Origin of the sequence: Flavobacterium aquidurense, assembly GCF_031458035.1 — a bacterium.
GTDB lineage: Bacteria > Bacteroidota > Bacteroidia > Flavobacteriales > Flavobacteriaceae > Flavobacterium > Flavobacterium aquidurense_C.
Genome location: NZ_JAVDXR010000004.1, coordinates 292962 through 310341 on the forward strand (window position 1 = coordinate 292962; position 17380 = coordinate 310341).

A 17380-nucleotide genomic window follows, 5' to 3' on the forward strand; every position below is an offset into this window, starting at 1 on the left:
GATTAATTTCAAAACGGCTTTTCACATATACTTTTTACTCCTCACATCTTAAGCTTCAATCGTATTCAGCTTACTATTTTTTCTACTATAGGTAAAGTAAATCAACAATCCGATTAACAACCAAACTGTAAAGTAAATCCAGTTCCAAACGCTTAATTCGGCCATCATGTACAGGCAGCAGATTAATCCTAAAAGCGGAATTAAAGACAAGTTTTGTCTAAACGACCAAACGGCTAATCCAACTAAAACGAAAAGGAAAATCCACATTGGGATTTTGTGTTTGAACAAACTGAAACCTGATTCGTATTTTAGAGAATCGTTGATTGGCAAGCCTTTTACAACCTCAGCATATTTAGCGTCGTCGTCCTGGTATTGGCTTAATAAATGTTCTAAATCTGAAGTTTCGGCCGTTTTATTTTTGACGTCGATGCTTTCCAAATAATTGAAAACTTTAGCTGACTGTTCTTTATCTAAAGATGTAATAATCGTCGTTGCATCGTTTGTTTGTGCTTCATTATTAATAAAAGCCATTGTCGCTTTATTGTTGAAAGCAAAGGCGTAATATATTCCGGCAATCATTAAAACCGGCAAAATATACTTCGAATTCACATAAGGTGTTTTAAATTTTCCTCTTGGAATTTCAGGTTTATTTTGCAATACTAAAACTCCCGCGCAAACCAATACAAAGGCAAATAAAGTTCCTATACTGCATAAATCGGTTACCATTGTTAAGTTCAAAAATAAAGCCGGAACGGCAACCACAAAACCAGTAACGATTGTAGCAAATGAAGGTGTTTTGAATTTTGGATGCACAGTAGAAAATTTCTTTGGCAACAAACCGTCACGGCTCATGCTCATCCAGATACGAGGTTGTCCCATTTGGAAAACCAAAAGAACGCTCGCCATCGCAATTACGGCACTTACGGCAATAATTCCAGACATCCATTTTAAGTTTAATTTATCGAAAACAAATGCAAGAGGATCTCCAACATTCAATTCGTTATAACGCACCATTCCAGTTAAAACCAAGGCAATAGCGATATATAATAAAGTACAAATAATAATGGCCCACATCATACCGCGTGGCAAATCACGCTGTGGATTTTTACATTCTTCAGCAGTTGTAGAAATCGCGTCAAAACCAATATAAGCAAAGAAAACAGCAGAAACTCCTTTTAAAACTCCGCTAACTCCATTTGGTGCAAACGGATCCCAATTAGCTGTATCTACATAAAATACACCAACGGCGATTACTAGAAGCACAATACAAAGTTTTACAACAACCATCACGTTACTCGCGTTACGAGATTCTTTCATTCCGCGGTAAACCAAAGCTGTAATTAAAACAATAATGAATAAAGCTGGTAAATCAGCAACAAAATGAAAAGAACCAATTGTTGGTGCTGTTGTCCAGGCTGTATAAGCCGCTTGTAATCCTGATCCTAAATTTTCGTATGTTTTTCCGCCCTGCATTAAAGCGGTAGCGTCTTTAAATCCGTTTGAGGCTGTTAAATAATCCATCTGAATCCATTGTGGTAAATGAATACCGCCACTCTGGAGCAGTCCGGTAAAATAATCACTCCACGATATGGCAACCGTTATATTTCCGACAGCATATTCCATAATTAATGCCCAACCAATAATCCAGGCGATAATTTCTCCAAAAGCTACATAAGAATAGGTATAAGCACTTCCTGAAACCGGAACCATCGAGGCAAATTCGGCGTAAGCAAAAGCAGCAAAACTACAAGCCAAAGCCGTAAATAAAAACAAGAAAATTACGGCTGGTCCACCGTCGGCACTTGCTTTTCCGATGGTACTAAAAATTCCCGCTCCAACAATTGCCGCGATTCCAAAAGCAGTTAAATCCCTGGTCGTTAAATGTTTTCCTAATGCATTATGACCATCTGCTTCGTTCTTTGCAACTTGCTTGAGAATATCTTGTACCGTTTTTTTTCGGAATAAACCTGATAATGCCATATATGATTTTGCTTTTTAAAATTAATTTATGTCGGTCTTTGTGGATTTATTTTGCAAATAATGCAAAAATTATCCTGATTTCAAATATATAAAACCATTTTGTTTTAATGGGAATTATTTTTTGCCACTAAGGCGCTAAGGCATGAAGTTTTTGTTTCACGCAGATTTGGCAGATTTAAGCAGATTTAATTTAAAAATTAATTGTAAAAAATCTGCGTGCATCTACTAATATCCTTTTAAAATCTGCGTGAAATATTTGCCACAGATTACAAGATTAAAATGATTTAAAAAAAATCCGCGCCAATCTGCCTAAATCCGTGTCATCCGCGTTCCATTTTTCTACATATCCCTACACAAATGTAACATTTATCAAAAAGTGCTTACTAATAAATTGATATTTAATTTAAAAGATAAACTACATGGAAAAAATGACAAGACGATCGTTTGTGAATAGATTTGGTGTTGGCGTTGGCGCTTCTGTTATCATGACAACTCTTCCTTCTTTTTTATCTGCTCCGGAAGAAAATAAAATCCCTTACACCGGAAAAAAATTAAATATCGCACTGTGCGGATTAGGAAATTACGCCTCAATGCTGGCAGAAGGAATTAAGGTTTCTGAATTTTGTAATCTTGCCGGAATCGTTACCGGAACTCCAGCTAAAGCTGAAAAATGGAAAACCCAATATAATATACCCGACAAGAACATTTATAATTATCAGAATTTCGATGAAATCATCAAAAACAAAGATATCGATTTGGTTTATGTTGTTCTTCCAAATGGTCTGCACAAAGAATTTGTTATCCGTTCTGCGAAAGCAGGAAAACATGTCATTACCGAGAAACCAATGGCAATTACAGTCAAAGACTGCGAAGAAATGATTAAAGCCTGTAACGATAATAATGTCCAGTTAGCGATTGGATATCGCTTGCATTATGAACCAACTCATTTAGAAATTAAAAGACTCGGGCAGGAGAAAGTTTTTGGACAAGTCCGATTTATAGAAGCTTCTCTTGGTTATCAAATCCACGATCCTCGTGATACAAAAAGCACTGTTAATCTAAATGACCGAAACGAATGGAGACTCAACAAAAAATTATCAGGAGGCGGACCGTTAATGGATTTAGGGGTATATTGTATTCAGGCCAGCCGTTATATTTTGGGTGAAGAGCCAACTGCTGTTACGGCACAATTTGGCACTGTATACAACAAACAAATTTTTTCTGAAACAGAAGAAAGTATTTCATGGCAAATGGAATTTCCAAGTAGCGCCGTCGCCAATTGTAATACTTCTGTAAATTACAATATTGACAGATTGTATGCTTCCGCAGATGAAGGTTTCTTTGAACTAACTCCAGCGTTAAGCTACGGACCATTTGAAGGAAAAACATCAAAAGGTCCATTGAAATTTCCGGTAATCAATCAACAGCAAACACAAATGGATGAAATCGCGAAATTATTATTAGAAAACAAAAAATTACCAAACCACATTACCGGCGAAGAAGGCCTGAAAGATATTAAGGTTATAAACGCGATATACAAAGCCGCTGAAACCGGAAAAAAAATCTCGTTGACGTAATTTATGGCCCGAGGATGACAGGGATTAATGCGGGTTACCGCAGATTTATTTTTTCACGCAGATTTTAAAAGATTTTAGCAGATGTGCGCAGATTATTTATTTACTAAGATTAAAAGTCTTTTTAAATCTGCGATAATCTGCGTGAAAAACTGCCAAAGACTAGCAAAAAAACCGCATCAATCCCTGCCAAAGGCTTACCATCCGCTTGCCATCTCTCCTTTAAAATACACTTCTATAATTTTTCACAAATTAGAAAAATTCTCACAGTTTTTTGTTTTAAACCTTCATAATAAATCTTGCTTCTTTTATTACATTTGTTACATTATGATAAATGTAAATCACACACTACAATTTATAATTGTTTTTTAATGAGCATTTTACAAAAACCACTAATGTAATATTTCTCAAAAAAACACCTATTAATAAACCACGATTACTATAAAACCAAACCACATGGAAAAAATTTCAAGACGATCATTTGTAAATAAATTTGGGGCAGGTGTTGGAGCCTCCGTGATCATAACAACACTCCCCTCTTTTTTAACTGCACCGGATCCTGATAAAATACCTTATACCGGAAAAAAATTAAATGTTGCGCTTTGCGGATTAGGAGTTTATGCTGATCTGGTAGCCAAAGGGCTTCAGGTTTCTGAATACTGTACGCTTGCCGGAATCGTTACCGGTACTCCCGCAAAAGCGACTAAATGGAAAGCGAAATATAACATACCCGACAAGAACATCTATAACTATCAAAATTTTGATGAGATCGCCAATAACAAAGATATTGACTTAGTTTACGTGATACTGCCAAACAGCATGCACAAAGATTTTGTTGTTCGTTCTGCAAAAGCCGGAAAGCATGTTATTACCGAAAAACCTATGGCAATTACTGCCGCAGAATGTGAAGAAATGATCAAAGCCTGCAACGATAATAAGGTACAGTTAGCTGTTGGGTATCGTTTGCATTATGAACCAACACACATGGAAATTAAGCGATTGGGGCAAGAAAAAGTCTTCGGAAAAGTTAGATACATAGAAACATCTCTGGGATATAAAACTTATGATACGATTGCCAAAAAGCCTGTCGATATAAATGATCCAAGCGTATGGAGGTTAAATAAAAAATTATCCGGCGGTGGTCCGTTAATGGATTTGGGGATTTATTGTATTCAGGCAAGCCGTTATATTTTAGGCGAAGAACCAATCGCCGTAACAGCGCAATTCGGAACCGTAAATGATAAAAACAGATTCTCAGAAACGGAAGAAAGTATTTCCTGGCAAATGGAATTTCCAAGCGGTGCAATGGCCAATTGCAATTCTTCTGTTGGTTATTATATTGACCGAATTTATGCAACTGCAGATGAAGGTAATTTTCAATTAAGCCCTTCTTTAAGTTATGGTCCCTACGAAGGAAAAACATCAAAAGGTCCATTAAAATTTCCCGCAATCAACCAACAGCAAACACAAATGGATGAAATCGCAAAAGTGCTCTTAGAAAACAAAAAACTCCCAAGCCACATCACTGGCGAAGAAGGTCTAAAAGACATTAAAGTCATAAACGCGATATACAAAGCCGCTGAAACCGGGAAGAAAATCTCGTTGTAATTTTAGCACGCGGATGACACGAATTTAGGCGGATTGACGCTGAGTTTCTTGTTTCACGCAGATTTAAAAGGATTTAAGCAGATAAGCGCAGATTATTGTTTACTAAGCCTAAAAAAAATCTTTTTAAATCTGCTAAAATCTGCCAAATCTGCGTGAAAAAATCCTTTTAATCCTTTAATCTGTGGCTAAACAAAAATCTAAAATCTACATTCTAAAATCTAAAATTATTTCAGGCAGCTTCTCAAAATACTCACCGGATGCTGCGCTTCCCTACTCGTTCCATCATAGATTTGATGACGGCAGCTCGTTCCTGCAGCGGCAATTTTTACATTTTCAGCGGTGGCACGCACTTTTGGGAATAAAGTATCTTCTCCCATTTGCATACTCACTTGATAATGTTCTTTTTCGTAACCGAAAGATCCTGCCATTCCGCAACAGCCCGAATTATAAATCGTAACCGCATTATTTGTCGGCAAATTCAGCATCGCGAAAGTCGCTTCAACAGAACTTAATGATTTCTGATGACAATGTCCGTGAATTTTGATTTCTTTCTTTTCATCAGAGAATGAATCCGGTTTAATTTTACCATCGATAATTTCTTTTTTAAAGAATTCTTCGATTGTATAAGCATTTCGGGATAACTTCTCAGCTTCTTCCTTATCATCAGCCAGGCGAAGATATTCATCCCTGAAAGTTAAAATGGCAGAAGGTTCAATACCAACCAAAGGCGCATTGCCTAAAACCAAATCTTTAAAAATGCGGACATTATGATTGGCTATTTTTTTTGCTTCTTCTAAAAAACCTTTAGATAAATAAGCCCTTCCACTTTCTTCATGATCGATAACCAGAACCTGATAACCTAATTTGGTTAATAATTCGAAAGCATCGATTCCTATATTTACATCATAATAATTGGTAAATTCATCTACAAACAAATACAATCTTCCGTTCGGAAAATCCGTAACTGTAGGCTTATGATTTTCATGCCATTTTCTGAAAGTCTTTTTCGCCAAAAGCGGCACTTGTCTCTCAGGCGCAATTCCCATACTTTTTTTAACGAAGGATTGATTCGAAATAAAGTTGGTGATCGACGGAAACAAACTTCCCATTTTATTCAGTTTTGCGTTGTGGGCAAAAATCTTATTTCGGGTTGAGAAACCATTTGCTTTTTGGTATTGGTATAAAAATTCGGCTTTTAAAGTCGCAACATCCACATTACTCGGACATTCGCTGGCACAGGCTTTACAGCTCACACACAACTCAAAAACTTCGTATAATTCTTTCTGGTCGAATTTGTTTTCTTTTTCCGAATAGGTCAAATATTCACGTAACGCATTCGCTCTCGCACGCGTTGTTTCTTTTTCATTTTTGGTCGCACGATAACTCGGACACATCGCGCCGCCTGCCGATGGCAATTTTCTACAATCGCCGGAACCGTTACATTTTTCGGCCGCACGCAAAATCCCTAAACTATCTGAGAAATCCTGAAATGTTTTAATATCCGGTTCTACCCTGCCCGAAACCACGCGATGGTTTTCATCCATCTTTAAAGCGTTCACAATCTTCCCGATATTCAAAACCGAATTCGGATCAAAAGCCAGTTTAATACGTTTCAGCAATTCATAATTCGTTTCGCCAATCATAAACGGAATAAACTCGCCACGAACAATTCCGTCGCCGTGTTCCCCGCTTAGCGAACCTCTGTATTTCTTTACCAAAATCGCCACATCGGTCGCGATGGTTCTAAATAATTTTAAGTCAGATGTTTTCTTCAAATTCAAAACCGGACGCAAATGCAGTTCGCCCGCACCCGCATGCGCATAATAAATCGCACCTTGTCCGTGACGCAGCATCATCGCCGAAAACTCCGCAATATAAGCAGGTAAATCGCTCAACTCAACTGCTGTATCTTCAATAGAATCGGCTGCTTTGTCGTCTCCTACTATACTTCCTAAAAGTCCAAGGCCGGCTTTTCTAAGTTCGTTTACTTTTTCAATATCCGCTCCGTAAATTTTTACGAGTGCGTAACCAAAGTTGTTTTTCTCTAAATCGGCAATTAAAGCATTTGCCTGATTTTCGGCATCTTGCGCGTCGTGCGAAGCCACTTCAAACATCATAATCGCTTTTGGTTCTCCAACCAAAAAAAATCTGTTTTTAATGTGCTCGCGATTCGTTTTTGTACAATCTAAAATCGTGTCGTCGACCATTTCTGCGGTGTACAAATGATGTTTCATCGCTACCACAACAGATTCCAGCGATTCCTGAATACTATGATAATGTGCCACCACCATGATATTATTGGCCGGCGGTAAATCGTCTACTTTTAACGTAATTTCATAAGTAAAGGCCAAAGTTCCTTCGCTTCCACAAAGTAATTTTCCAAGATTTATTGTTGGTTCCGTTCCGCCAAACAAATCCGATTTCAGTAAAATATCAACCGCATAACCCGTATTTCTTCTGTGAATCTCCTGTTTCGGAAACTCTTTTACAATTTCGTCCTGCGTTGCTTTTACCGAAAGTTCGTCGTAAACGCTTTTGTATATTTTATTTTCTAAGGTATCGCCTTTGGTTTTTTCGATGAATTCCGCCGAAGTCAGTTCCTTAAAAACCACTTCCGATCCGTCGCTCAAAATCGCTTTGATTTCCACAATTTTATCGCGCGTCACGCCATAGCGAATCGAAGTCGTTCCTGAAGAATTATTGCCCACCATTCCGCCAATCATACAGCGGTTGGAAGTCGAAGTATTCGGGCCAAAAAACACGCCATGAGGTTTCAGAAACAAATTCAGTTCATCACGAATCACGCCAGGTTCCACCGTAACTGTTTTTTTTATCGGGTCGAAATTCAGGATTTTAGTAAAGTTTTTCGAAACATCGACCACAATTCCGTCACCCACCGTTTGTCCGGCTAGCGAAGTTCCCGCCGTTCTTGGCGTAATCGAAATTTGATGCTCCCCCGCAAACCGAATCAGTTTACTAATATCTGCAATCGTTTTAGGCACCGCAACCGCTTTTGGTTTAATCCGGTACACCGAAGCATCGGTCGAATAAAGTGTTTTATGAAGATCATCGTATAAAAGTGTTCCTTCCAACGATGCTGATAATTGTTCTAAATCCTTTTGTAGTGACATTTTTGCTGAATATGATTTCACAAAAATACTTTTTTTTTAGGTTCTGAGGTTCTGAGGAGCTAAGGTTCTAAGGTTTTTTCTACGATTGTCATCCTCAGCGAAGTCGAAGGTTTTTGAAAACTGAATTTCAACATTAATAAACATGTGAAAAATTGGAATTTTGGATTTTTTCTTATTGAAATTTAACCGAATTGTAACCCTGGGCGTCCCTTCCCGAAGTTTTGGGATAGGGAGAAGACTTTTGAAAACGAAGCCTCAACAAAACCAATACGCAAAAATATGGAATTTGGAATTTTAAAAGATTGGAATTTCATTTTTTATCAGGATCTATTTACTTCGTCAGTCGCTATCGCTCTTGTCCTGCTGTCCTTCCAAATCCTTTTGTGCCTCCCATCAAGGCTAGGGCATTTTTTTTTCATAAAAAGGTTGTAAAATTAATTGATAAGAAATAGTTACCAAACAAGGCCCTCATAAAATATTTACAATTACTAATCATTATATACACTCTGAAGTCACAATTATCTCGCCTGATTTATTTTACGCACACGAGCGCGACAGTCGCACCATCTATGAGTTTACTAACTATTTTCCTCTTCTAAACTCAGCTTTTCATTTTTTCTTTCTCTAAAGTAACTTATTAAAAACCCAATAAAACCCGAAAAAATGTTTAGCAAAATCAGGGCTAAATAAAATTGAAACCAATCCAAATTTTTGCCAATAATTAAATCTAATTTAGTTGAAATTATTTGTTGATGATGGTAGAACTGCCAGTTTTCATAATTACTAAATTCGTCATGGTTTTTATTTATTACCCGCAAAAGCCATGCACTTATTATAAAGATTCCTAATGAAACGAAGACTGACACTTTATTATTGAGATAATACAGAACAACTGAAAAAACTGCGTTTACCAAAGCAGATAAAAACAGTAATGGAATAACTAACATTTTTAGCCATACCGAATCACTTATAGAAACAAGGAAGGCAATTATTAAAATAATACTTGTTGAAATTATAAATTGAATTTTAAACTGTTTCATTTTTTAAATTAATTCTTTCTACTTTTTTTTAAAATCTTAAACAAATATATGATATTAGAAAGAAACCCTTCAACTTCAAATAAACACTTTAGAAAACAGCTTTTATTGGCTTAATGAATTACTCTGCTGGCGCGAGCGTCCCGCTCGTGAACGCTTAGATTCTTTTAGTAATATAGATTGCGCGCACGAGCGGGACGCTCGCGCCAGCAGGGGGTTCCGAGGCTTCGGGACCACACAAAAGGATTTCCACTTCTATCAGGGCTAGGGAGTTTGGTTTCATAAGAAGCTTTATGATTTTGAATTTAAACACTCTAGCACTGTTCGAAGTCTCCTGACTTCGACCCCACATGCTATATTATAGTTTTTTTTAAAAAAAATATTTTCAAGCACAAATACGCCCAAAATTGAGGAAATTTAGAATATATTATACATCTAAATTTGTTTTTATTACTTTTATAAAAAAATAGATAAAATGAATTTAATTGAAAGTCATACAAAAGATATTTTAAATTTATGTAAATCACATAAAGTAAAATCATTATATGCTTTTGGTTCAGTTTTGACTGATGAATTTAATCCCGAAAGTGACATTGATTTAATCGTTGATTTCCAACAATTAGATGTTCTCGATTATGGAGATAATTATTATGATTTGAAATTTTCATTAGAAAAGATTTTCAAAAGAAGTGTTGATTTACTTGAAGAAAAAGCAATAAAAAATCCTTTTTTCAGAAAAACTATAAATCAAAAAAAACAATTGATTTATGGACAATAATATTAAAACATGGCTTTATGACATTTTAAGTTCAATCAATGAAATAGAAAGTTAATTATATCGATACTCCAAAATTTTTTGAGGTTTATCAAAATGACTTAAGAACCAAAAGAGCCGTTGAAAGAAATATTGAAATTATTGGAGAAGCGATGAACCGTATTTTAAAACTTGACAGTGAAATTGTAATTTCTAACTCGAGAAAAATTGTCGATGTTAGAAATAGAATCATTCACGGATATGATTCAGTTTCTGATGATATAATTTGGGGAATTGTAATTAGAAATTTACCTGTTTTACAAAAAGAAGTAGAAGAGTTACTTGGCGAATAATTAAGGCACTTCCTGAAATTTAATCCATAAGTCCTTCTGTAAATTTTATAGAAAGCATACCAAAAGTCGGTTTCATATAATCCTGGAAAGCATTTGCCTCTTCAAGGGTTTGAAAAGATATCAAATGCTCGTCAATCAATTTGTATAATGTAAAGTTTAAGTGAGTGATGTAATCTTGAAAATCATCCAGATAATGATATTTTGCAGCTTCTAGTTCGCTACCTGATAATTTTTCGAACGGTTTGCGCTTTGCGTTTATATACTCTTCCGCACCTTTAATAAATTCTTCTTTGATTTTTTCGTAACTCATGTCTTACTGATATATGTATACTCTAACATCTTTATCATCTGTTTGAAAATCTCGCTTGGATAATTTCTCGAATAAGTCGCATATAAAGCTATCGATATGTTGTTTATCTATTTCTTCTCCAAAGTATTCAGTCAATGCAAGATTGAGATTGATTAGCGAGGTTATAAATAGTTTACTTAAATAATCCGTATGCTGATTTGGTTATGGACAACATGAGTGTGTGACTACCCATTTCGAATAATTCATTTACCCAAATTTAAGAAAAATTAGCCAGTAGAACCAAATTTTGAAATATAAAACTAAGCACCAGAGTTTATATTATTGAATTAAATGACGAAGAAAAATCAGTAAGGAGAAATTTATAAAAAATATTCAAAGATAAATTTGAAGTTGTACTTACAGCACTTTATTTTGATTTGTTGACAGTGTAAATTCCGCCCACAAGTAAAATGACGCCCAGCCCTAAATAAAGGTATCCCTGTTGTTTACCGGATTCGTTGGATGCATTAATTTTTAGTCCTAAAAAATTAATTTCTTTTGTATTATCAGCTATTTTATTGATACCTATATATCCCACACCGAGACTAATAACGATTAGAATTATTCCTATTATTTTTGATGGATTCATGTATTTTGAATTTAATTGTTTCTCTAATTTAAGAAAAATATTTTTCAATCAGATGATAATATTCATTTTATCGTAATTGATTAGCGATATAATATTGGAGCGGGTACGAAGTCGGGAGACTTCGCACAGCAAAACTTTCCGTTTCAAGAAGACTTCGAAGAGCGGGGGGTGTGATTTCCTTACCAATATGGACTCGTACATTCCCCTGCTGGCGCGAGCGTCACGCTCGTGCCTATTATTTTGCTTTTGCTTTGTGTTCACGAGCGGGACGCTCGCGCTAGCGGGGAACTTGTTCTGTAAATGCATTTATTATAAGAATAGAATTTTTTAATATTCTAAAATCTTTTTCTTCTATCATATTTTGTATATAGTATTGTTTTTCTTAATTTTTCTAGAATGTAAATCATATTACCAATTTATTTTTTTTTTATAAATTGTTTTGCCCCCTTTTGACCACACAACAAATATTATGGAATCACTAATTTTATTGAAACCATTAATCAGTTGTTTATTATCTATCCTAAATTTATTATATGTTGTTAGTTTTATAGTATCACCAAATTTTAAATTGTTTAAGGACAGATTTATATCATATTTTTTAAGTAATTCGTTAGCATCTTTTTTTGAAATTAAATGATTTCTTTCTTTTATGATAATGTTAATTGGTTTATCGGATGATAAATAAGGCTTTAATGTATGTATAGGTTTTCTTTTATTTTTTTTATTATAAACTTGATAATCAATAAAGTCATCTAACAAACGCTTGCCGTCAAGAAGATAAAAAACATCAAGGTCTATAAGGTTAGAAGAATTCACCATTATTTTAAATTCAGTAGGAATACTAATAGGAATACTATCTTTTATCTGAGGGTTTTTAAGATTTGGTAAGATAGTTACCATTTCATTAGAAGCTATTTGTTGAACTGCAATAGGTTCTTTGTGTTTACAAGAAACTAATGCTAAAGGAACTAATATATATAGGAATGTATTTTTCATTTTTTATTAATTATTTGTAAAAATAGAATCTATGAATGTTATTGTGTCTTCATCTTTGTTTTCTTGTTGCTTTTTGTAATAAAAAACACTATAGATAAAAATTGATTGATTATAATTATTTTTTATCATCTGGTTATCTTTTAAATCTTTTAATTCATCTATAGTTTTAATTTTACCTGTTAGTAGTTTGTTTAATATTTCTTGCGTTATTTGTGTAATGCCAAAACCATATCTCAGTTCTTGTCCTCCACTTGTTTGCAAAAAATCATTAATCCCAGCAATCCCTTTATCCTTAGCTTTTTCTGCTAGTTCATAAACTACATTGTCCCAAGTTTCTTTTATAGAATTCAAAATCTCAGGAGCTAACACGGCAACCACAAAATCTGCGGGTGCAAAACCTGTCATAATCGTTTCTGGTTTTTCATCCATTACATAACTGATGATGTCTGAAAATTCAAAAAATCCTAACAGTTCTTTAGAAGCTTTTGCAATGGTATTCCGAACACCAACTTCTCTAAAATAATCTAGTTGGCTTATTCCTTTGGTTGTTACAAGTTTTCCTTCCTTTTTATAACCAAAATTAGTTGCTTTAGTTATTTCGTAAAGCTTGCCTTCGTTGTCAAAAACAGGCTGTGTATAAAGCCTGCGGCTAAATTCTATCTTACCTAAATTGTTTGTCAAATAGCCTTTTTTAAGCTGTTTTACAGCTATAGAGTAGCGTAATTTGGCACTATAGGTTATCATCTTCTCCTAACTTTGGTGATGGCTTTACTTTTTATATCATCCAAAATAGTTTCCATTACATGTTCTAATTCCTTTGACGGTTCTTCAACAGCAATTATTCCTTTTGAAAATACTACAATTTGTCCATCAGCTGTTCTTATTTCTGGAAAACCATAACCTTCGTAAGCAGGTTTTATGTACAAAGTAGTTTCTGAGGGATATACACTAAGATAGTTAGGTTCAGAGGTCCAAGGTTCGCCATTATATTACCAATTAATTTTTTCTTTAATAATTAAAGGTTTCTCTTTACCTGTTGTTACTCTAAAAAATATTGAATCATTAATTTTTTTTAAATCATTAATTATTGAATTATTTTTTTTTCTGAACTCATTGTAAGGCGCTAATTTTATTGTATCTCCAAATTTTAAATTATCTATAGACCTTTTTATATGATATTTTTTTAATAACTCATAGCCTTCTTTTTTTGAAATTAAATGATTTCTTTCTTTTATAATAATATTAATTGGTTTATCGGTTGATAAAGATTCAAATGAGTATATCGGCTCTGTTTTGTTTTGCTTGTTATAAACTTGGTAATCGAAAATATGATCTATTAATGTCTTTTTATTAATTTTATAGTACAAACTAAGACCTATAAGCTTAGAGGAATTTATTGTTATTTCAAATTCAGTAGGAATAGATATAACAATACTATCTTTTATCAGAGGATTTTTTAAACTTGGAAGAATCGTTACAATTTCATTTGATATAGTTTGTTTTACTACTATAGGTTTTTTAGATTCGCAAGACATCAATGATAAAAACAGTATAATATTAATGTAGGTATGTTTCATGATTTTTTAATTTATGATAATACAATCTATATATGTTATGTTTTGGTCGGTGTCCTCATTCTCATTTGTATGATAAAAAGCCCAATAATTAAATATAGCACGATTATAATTATTATTAATTAGTTGACTTTCTCTTAATTTCTCTAATTCTTCTAAAGTTTTAATCTCACCTTTCAATAATTTATTAACCATTTCATTACTTAGTTCTATGAGATTAAAACGATTTTCAATAGCCCAAGAACTTTGTATAAAATTTTGTGCATATTTCAATCCTCTTGCTTTTGCGTTTTGCCAATCTGCCCACATACTTTCGTTAACAATTCCATCTACTTCTCTAAATGATTCTGCCACCATCCAGCCTATTACTTGGACTCCAAAAGCGACTACTTCTAATTTTTTATACCATATAATGAATCAAAAAATATTACCAATTTATTTTTTTTCGATTTATAAAAATCAATGTTCCTTTATTAAAATTTGACAACAATATTGAATCATTACTCTTATTAATTTCATTCATTATTTCTGGATTTTCAATTATAAATTTATTGAAATTCACAATTTTAACTGCTTTTGTTGTTTTAAGCAAATTTTGATCTATATTATATTTTTTTAAAATCTGATAAGCTTCTTTTTTTGATATATAAATATAATTTTCTCTAATAATTATATGTAATTGCTCCTTCTGTTTTATTTTTTTTTTGGTTTCCAAAAAATTATTACTGTAATACTGATTTTTATCAAAAACAATAAAATCATCTAAATAACTCAAACTATGTCCATTATGTGTAATTAGTATATCAGAATTGTCAATTTCTTTAGATGAATTGTTTATTATTTTATATTCTAATGGTAAATCTAGTATAATACTATCTTTTTCGGGATGTCTATAATTTGCTTTCATAAATACACTTTCATTACTCACAACAGGTTTTAACGTAATGTTATTTTTATTTTGGCAAGAAAATAAAATCATAAAGGCAATAATGGGATATCTCATAATGTTAATTATTAATGAATATGGAATCAATTGTTGTAATATATTTATCAATTTCGTTGTCGTAGATTTCAATGTAGAAAATGGTGTATTTTTCTGAAAACTCATTTTGTTTTTCATTAAATTTGATATTTTTTAACTCTTCTAAAGTTTTAATTTCCCCTTTTAATAATTTATTTAGGAGTTCCTTACTAATCTTTATAAACTTAAAACCATTTTCAATAGCCCAAGAACTTTGAATAAAATCTTGAGCGTACTTCAATCCTCTCCCTTTTGCGTTTTGCCAATCTGCCCACATACTTTCATCGACAATTTCTTTAGATTCTCGAAGTGATTCGGCTATTATTTATCCAACCACTTAATTTTTTCTCCTACAACTTTTGACTTTCCTCCACTAAAACCAATACTCAAAATAAGAGAATCTGGCACTTTTCTCATTTCCTTTATAAATTCTGGATTATCCTGGATATATTTTTTATAAGAAACTAATTTTATAGTATCCCCAAATTTAATGTTACTTATCGAAGCTGTTGGATTGTATTTTTTTAATAGGCTCTCTGCCTTTTCTTTTCCGATATGTCTATTTTTTCTTTGAAGAATGTAGATACTTTGAGGGTAAATATTCTCTTCCAAATCTTCCATTACATACATGATTTTATTGTTTTCTCCGTTATAAATTAAAAAATCCTCTACATCCATTAATTGTTTATCATCTATTACGTAGTAAATAACTACCGATTTTATATTTGAAGAGTTTAAATCTAACATAAATTCTATTGGAATATTCAAACACAAACTATCTGTATTTGTATCAGTCCGAATTGTTGTAATTGTAATGTTTTTTTCTGAAATTATTTCTTTGAAATAGGGCGAGTTTGGGGATTTACATCCTAAAAAGCATAAAGCCATTATTCCTATAAAACTTCTTTTTGTCATTAGTATTCTTGTTCGTTAATATATATTGAGTCTATTATGTCAAATATTTTATCCGTAGTTTCATCATTTATTTTGTAATGTATTAATGTGTGATTTTTATTACAGCGATCATTATCATTTTGATTTCTTAATTCTGTGAGTGTTTTAAATTTTCCTTTTAGAACGTTATCTAAAATAGATTGGCCAATATACATACTATTAAATTTATGATCTCTCGCCCAAGAACTTCGCATAAAATCTTGAGCATACCTCAATCCTTTTCCTTTTGCATTTTGCCAATCTGCCCACATACTCTCGTCTACAATTTCTTTAGATTCTCGAAGTGATTCGGCTACCATCCAGCCTACCACTTCGACACCAAAAGCAACAACTTCTAATTGAGGTATAAAACCCACAAAAGTAGATAACGAAGGCATATTAAATTTTTCGTTACTGCTTAGCTCCGGTATCATTTCCTTCATCTCTTTTAGTATCTCATATTGCCCGTAATAATGTGCTGCTTCCTTGGCAAATTTTAAAGTCTTCACTCCAAAATTGCGTACTGCAAGCAATCCTCTTGCTTCTATAGGGATATTGATGATTTGTTCGTCGATATAAATTTGAGAAGAGTTTTTGGGTGCTTTAAAAAATGAAGCTCCTTCCTCAACGACGTAACTCGCAGATTCTAACCTGTTAGTTCCTAAGTTTATAGCTTCTTCGTAAATTTCTCTTTTAAATTTGTTTATATCAGCTTGAAATTTAAACGTGGTTATCGTACGAAGTTTAACCATCGAAAACTTTTTTACAGTACCGTTTGGTGTCTTTTCTAGAGCATATAAAATTGTAGCACCTGTGTTAGAATAAATTTCAGGAAGCCCGTAACGATTGTCGTTAATAGCTGGTTTTATAAACAAAGTAGTTTCTGAAGGATATACACTGAGATAGTTAGGTTCAGAGGTCCAAGGTTCGCCATTATATTCCCAATTCCAGTAAAAATCTAAACACGCATCTTTAGCAGGTCCTTTGTCTGCAATTAAGTCTGGGTTCCATTCTGGTTTTAAATAAAGTTCTATTGTTATTCTATGTTTTCCTTCAACTTCTCTAACCACAGCAGTTCTATATACTTTTTTGCCATTAAATTTGTCGTCATCAGGATTCAGACAGTCTATAAACATTCCGGTATCATAATCCCAAAGCTGAAATACAATGGGAGTTCCCAATGGAATATTATCACTAACGGTGAGTTGAAAATAAACCGTTTTTCCCAAGGAGGATTTGCGCCCTCTGGTATCTTCTTGTAAATTTCTTAATCCTTCATAATCTTGGCTCCACCAACCTGAGAAAGTAATTTTATTTTCACGTACAGGTGGTTTTTCCGGTTCTCCGTAGCTATAGCTTTCCGCAAAATATTCTATTTTTCCATTAGAGTTATGCTCAATTCCTTCTTTGGCGAAGACTTTTGAGACTCCGCCAGTTTTTTCATAAATATTTCCTTTTACTCTTATATATTCTGACATACA

The 17380-nt window shown here is 33.4% G+C and carries 18 protein-coding genes; 4 read left to right on the forward strand and 14 right to left on the reverse strand.

What is annotated here, in order from left to right; all coding sequences use genetic code 11:
- Positions 1–48: 48 nt before the first annotated feature.
- On the reverse strand, positions 49–1980 hold the full coding sequence (locus J2X17_RS08750) for an amino acid permease (protein WP_310296611.1): 1932 nt from the start codon (positions 1978–1980) through the stop codon (positions 49–51).
- Between the two features lie 419 nt (positions 1981–2399).
- Here J2X17_RS08750 and J2X17_RS08755 point away from each other — a divergent pair, with 419 nt between their 5' ends.
- Together J2X17_RS08755 and J2X17_RS08760 are read left to right on the forward strand one after the other, a co-directional pair.
- On the forward strand, positions 2400–3557 hold the full coding sequence (locus J2X17_RS08755) for a Gfo/Idh/MocA family protein (protein WP_310296612.1): 1158 nt from the start codon (positions 2400–2402) through the stop codon (positions 3555–3557).
- A gap of 453 nt (positions 3558–4010) precedes the next feature.
- Entirely contained in the window at positions 4011–5162 is a 1152-nt protein-coding gene (locus J2X17_RS08760) for a Gfo/Idh/MocA family protein (RefSeq protein WP_310296614.1), read from the forward strand.
- A gap of 224 nt (positions 5163–5386) precedes the next feature.
- Here the strand turns inward: J2X17_RS08760 and J2X17_RS08765 are convergent, their stop codons facing one another.
- Positions 5387–8293 carry an FAD-binding and (Fe-S)-binding domain-containing protein gene (locus tag J2X17_RS08765; protein WP_310296615.1) on the reverse strand — a complete coding sequence of 969 codons (2907 nt, stop codon included), beginning with the start codon at positions 8291–8293 and terminating at the stop codon, positions 5387–5389.
- 578 nt (positions 8294–8871) lie between these two features.
- On the reverse strand, positions 8872–9333 hold the full coding sequence (locus J2X17_RS08770) for a hypothetical protein (protein WP_310296617.1): 462 nt from the start codon (positions 9331–9333) through the stop codon (positions 8872–8874).
- A 472-nt stretch (positions 9334–9805) separates the two neighbouring features.
- Between J2X17_RS08770 and J2X17_RS08775 the strand changes: the two genes are divergently transcribed.
- Both J2X17_RS08775 and J2X17_RS08780 read left to right on the forward strand, forming a co-directional pair.
- On the forward strand, positions 9806–10108 hold the full coding sequence (locus J2X17_RS08775) for a nucleotidyltransferase family protein (protein ID WP_310296619.1): 303 nt from the start codon (positions 9806–9808) through the stop codon (positions 10106–10108).
- A 137-nt stretch (positions 10109–10245) separates the two neighbouring features.
- A complete protein-coding gene (locus tag J2X17_RS08780) occupies positions 10246–10437 on the forward strand; it encodes a HepT-like ribonuclease domain-containing protein (RefSeq protein ID WP_310296792.1) in 192 nt (63 codons plus the stop codon).
- Positions 10438–10456: 19 nt separating this feature from the next.
- Here J2X17_RS08780 and J2X17_RS08785 read toward each other — a convergent pair whose 3' ends face one another.
- The 11 genes from J2X17_RS08785 to J2X17_RS08835 form a co-directional block, all read right to left on the reverse strand.
- Positions 10457–10747, reverse strand: coding sequence for a hypothetical protein (locus J2X17_RS08785; protein ID WP_310296620.1), 291 nt, complete (start codon positions 10745–10747; stop codon positions 10457–10459).
- Between the two features lie 406 nt (positions 10748–11153).
- On the reverse strand, positions 11154–11375 hold the full coding sequence (locus J2X17_RS08790; protein WP_035684497.1) for a hypothetical protein: 222 nt from the start codon (positions 11373–11375) through the stop codon (positions 11154–11156).
- Positions 11376–11783: 408 nt separating this feature from the next.
- A complete protein-coding gene (locus J2X17_RS08795; RefSeq protein WP_310296623.1) occupies positions 11784–12371 on the reverse strand; it encodes a hypothetical protein in 588 nt (195 codons plus the stop codon).
- 6 nt (positions 12372–12377) lie between these two features.
- Positions 12378–13115 carry a hypothetical protein gene (locus J2X17_RS08800; RefSeq protein ID WP_310296625.1) on the reverse strand — a complete coding sequence of 246 codons (738 nt, stop codon included), beginning with the start codon at positions 13113–13115 and terminating at the stop codon, positions 12378–12380.
- A complete protein-coding gene (locus J2X17_RS08805) occupies positions 13112–13297 on the reverse strand; it encodes a hypothetical protein (protein ID WP_310296627.1) in 186 nt (61 codons plus the stop codon). The genes J2X17_RS08800 and J2X17_RS08805 overlap by 4 nt, the downstream gene beginning before the upstream one ends.
- Before the next feature lie 63 nt (positions 13298–13360).
- Positions 13361–13948 carry a hypothetical protein gene (locus J2X17_RS08810; RefSeq protein ID WP_310296629.1) on the reverse strand — a complete coding sequence of 196 codons (588 nt, stop codon included), beginning with the start codon at positions 13946–13948 and terminating at the stop codon, positions 13361–13363.
- A 6-nt stretch (positions 13949–13954) separates the two neighbouring features.
- The gene (locus J2X17_RS08815; protein WP_310296630.1) at positions 13955–14302 is read right to left on the reverse strand and encodes a hypothetical protein; all 348 of its coding nucleotides are present in this window, start codon (positions 14300–14302) and stop codon (positions 13955–13957) included.
- Between the two features lie 70 nt (positions 14303–14372).
- The gene (locus tag J2X17_RS08820; RefSeq protein ID WP_310296632.1) at positions 14373–14948 is read right to left on the reverse strand and encodes a hypothetical protein; all 576 of its coding nucleotides are present in this window, start codon (positions 14946–14948) and stop codon (positions 14373–14375) included.
- A 4-nt stretch (positions 14949–14952) separates the two neighbouring features.
- Positions 14953–15207, reverse strand: a complete 255-nt coding sequence (locus tag J2X17_RS08825) for a hypothetical protein (protein ID WP_310296634.1) — start codon at positions 15205–15207, stop codon at positions 14953–14955.
- Between the two features lie 80 nt (positions 15208–15287).
- Positions 15288–15881, reverse strand: a complete 594-nt coding sequence (locus J2X17_RS08830) for a hypothetical protein (RefSeq protein ID WP_310296635.1) — start codon at positions 15879–15881, stop codon at positions 15288–15290.
- Positions 15881–17377, reverse strand: coding sequence for a hypothetical protein (locus J2X17_RS08835; protein ID WP_310296637.1), 1497 nt, complete (start codon positions 17375–17377; stop codon positions 15881–15883). The genes J2X17_RS08830 and J2X17_RS08835 overlap by 1 nt, the downstream gene beginning before the upstream one ends.
- Positions 17378–17380 lie beyond the last annotated feature (3 nt).

Coding starts and splice junctions, on each gene's coding strand:
- J2X17_RS08750 (WP_310296611.1), bottom strand. CDS start 1,980: ATGGCATTATCAGGTTTATTCCGAAAAAAAACGGTACAAGATATTCTC.
- J2X17_RS08755 (WP_310296612.1), top strand. CDS start 2,400: ATGGAAAAAATGACAAGACGATCGTTTGTGAATAGATTTGGTGTTGGC.
- J2X17_RS08760 (WP_310296614.1), top strand. CDS start 4,011: ATGGAAAAAATTTCAAGACGATCATTTGTAAATAAATTTGGGGCAGGT.
- J2X17_RS08765 (WP_310296615.1), bottom strand. CDS start 8,293: ATGTCACTACAAAAGGATTTAGAACAATTATCAGCATCGTTGGAAGGA.
- J2X17_RS08770 (WP_310296617.1), bottom strand. CDS start 9,333: ATGAAACAGTTTAAAATTCAATTTATAATTTCAACAAGTATTATTTTA.
- J2X17_RS08775 (WP_310296619.1), top strand. CDS start 9,806: ATGAATTTAATTGAAAGTCATACAAAAGATATTTTAAATTTATGTAAA.
- J2X17_RS08785 (WP_310296620.1), bottom strand. CDS start 10,747: ATGAGTTACGAAAAAATCAAAGAAGAATTTATTAAAGGTGCGGAAGAG.
- J2X17_RS08790 (WP_035684497.1), bottom strand. CDS start 11,375: ATGAATCCATCAAAAATAATAGGAATAATTCTAATCGTTATTAGTCTC.
- J2X17_RS08795 (WP_310296623.1), bottom strand. CDS start 12,371: ATGAAAAATACATTCCTATATATATTAGTTCCTTTAGCATTAGTTTCT.
- J2X17_RS08800 (WP_310296625.1), bottom strand. CDS start 13,115: ATGATAACCTATAGTGCCAAATTACGCTACTCTATAGCTGTAAAACAG.
- J2X17_RS08810 (WP_310296629.1), bottom strand. CDS start 13,948: ATGAAACATACCTACATTAATATTATACTGTTTTTATCATTGATGTCT.
- J2X17_RS08815 (WP_310296630.1), bottom strand. CDS start 14,302: ATGGTGGCAGAATCATTTAGAGAAGTAGATGGAATTGTTAACGAAAGT.
- J2X17_RS08820 (WP_310296632.1), bottom strand. CDS start 14,948: ATGAGATATCCCATTATTGCCTTTATGATTTTATTTTCTTGCCAAAAT.
- J2X17_RS08830 (WP_310296635.1), bottom strand. CDS start 15,881: ATGACAAAAAGAAGTTTTATAGGAATAATGGCTTTATGCTTTTTAGGA.
- J2X17_RS08835 (WP_310296637.1), bottom strand. CDS start 17,377: ATGTCAGAATATATAAGAGTAAAAGGAAATATTTATGAAAAAACTGGC.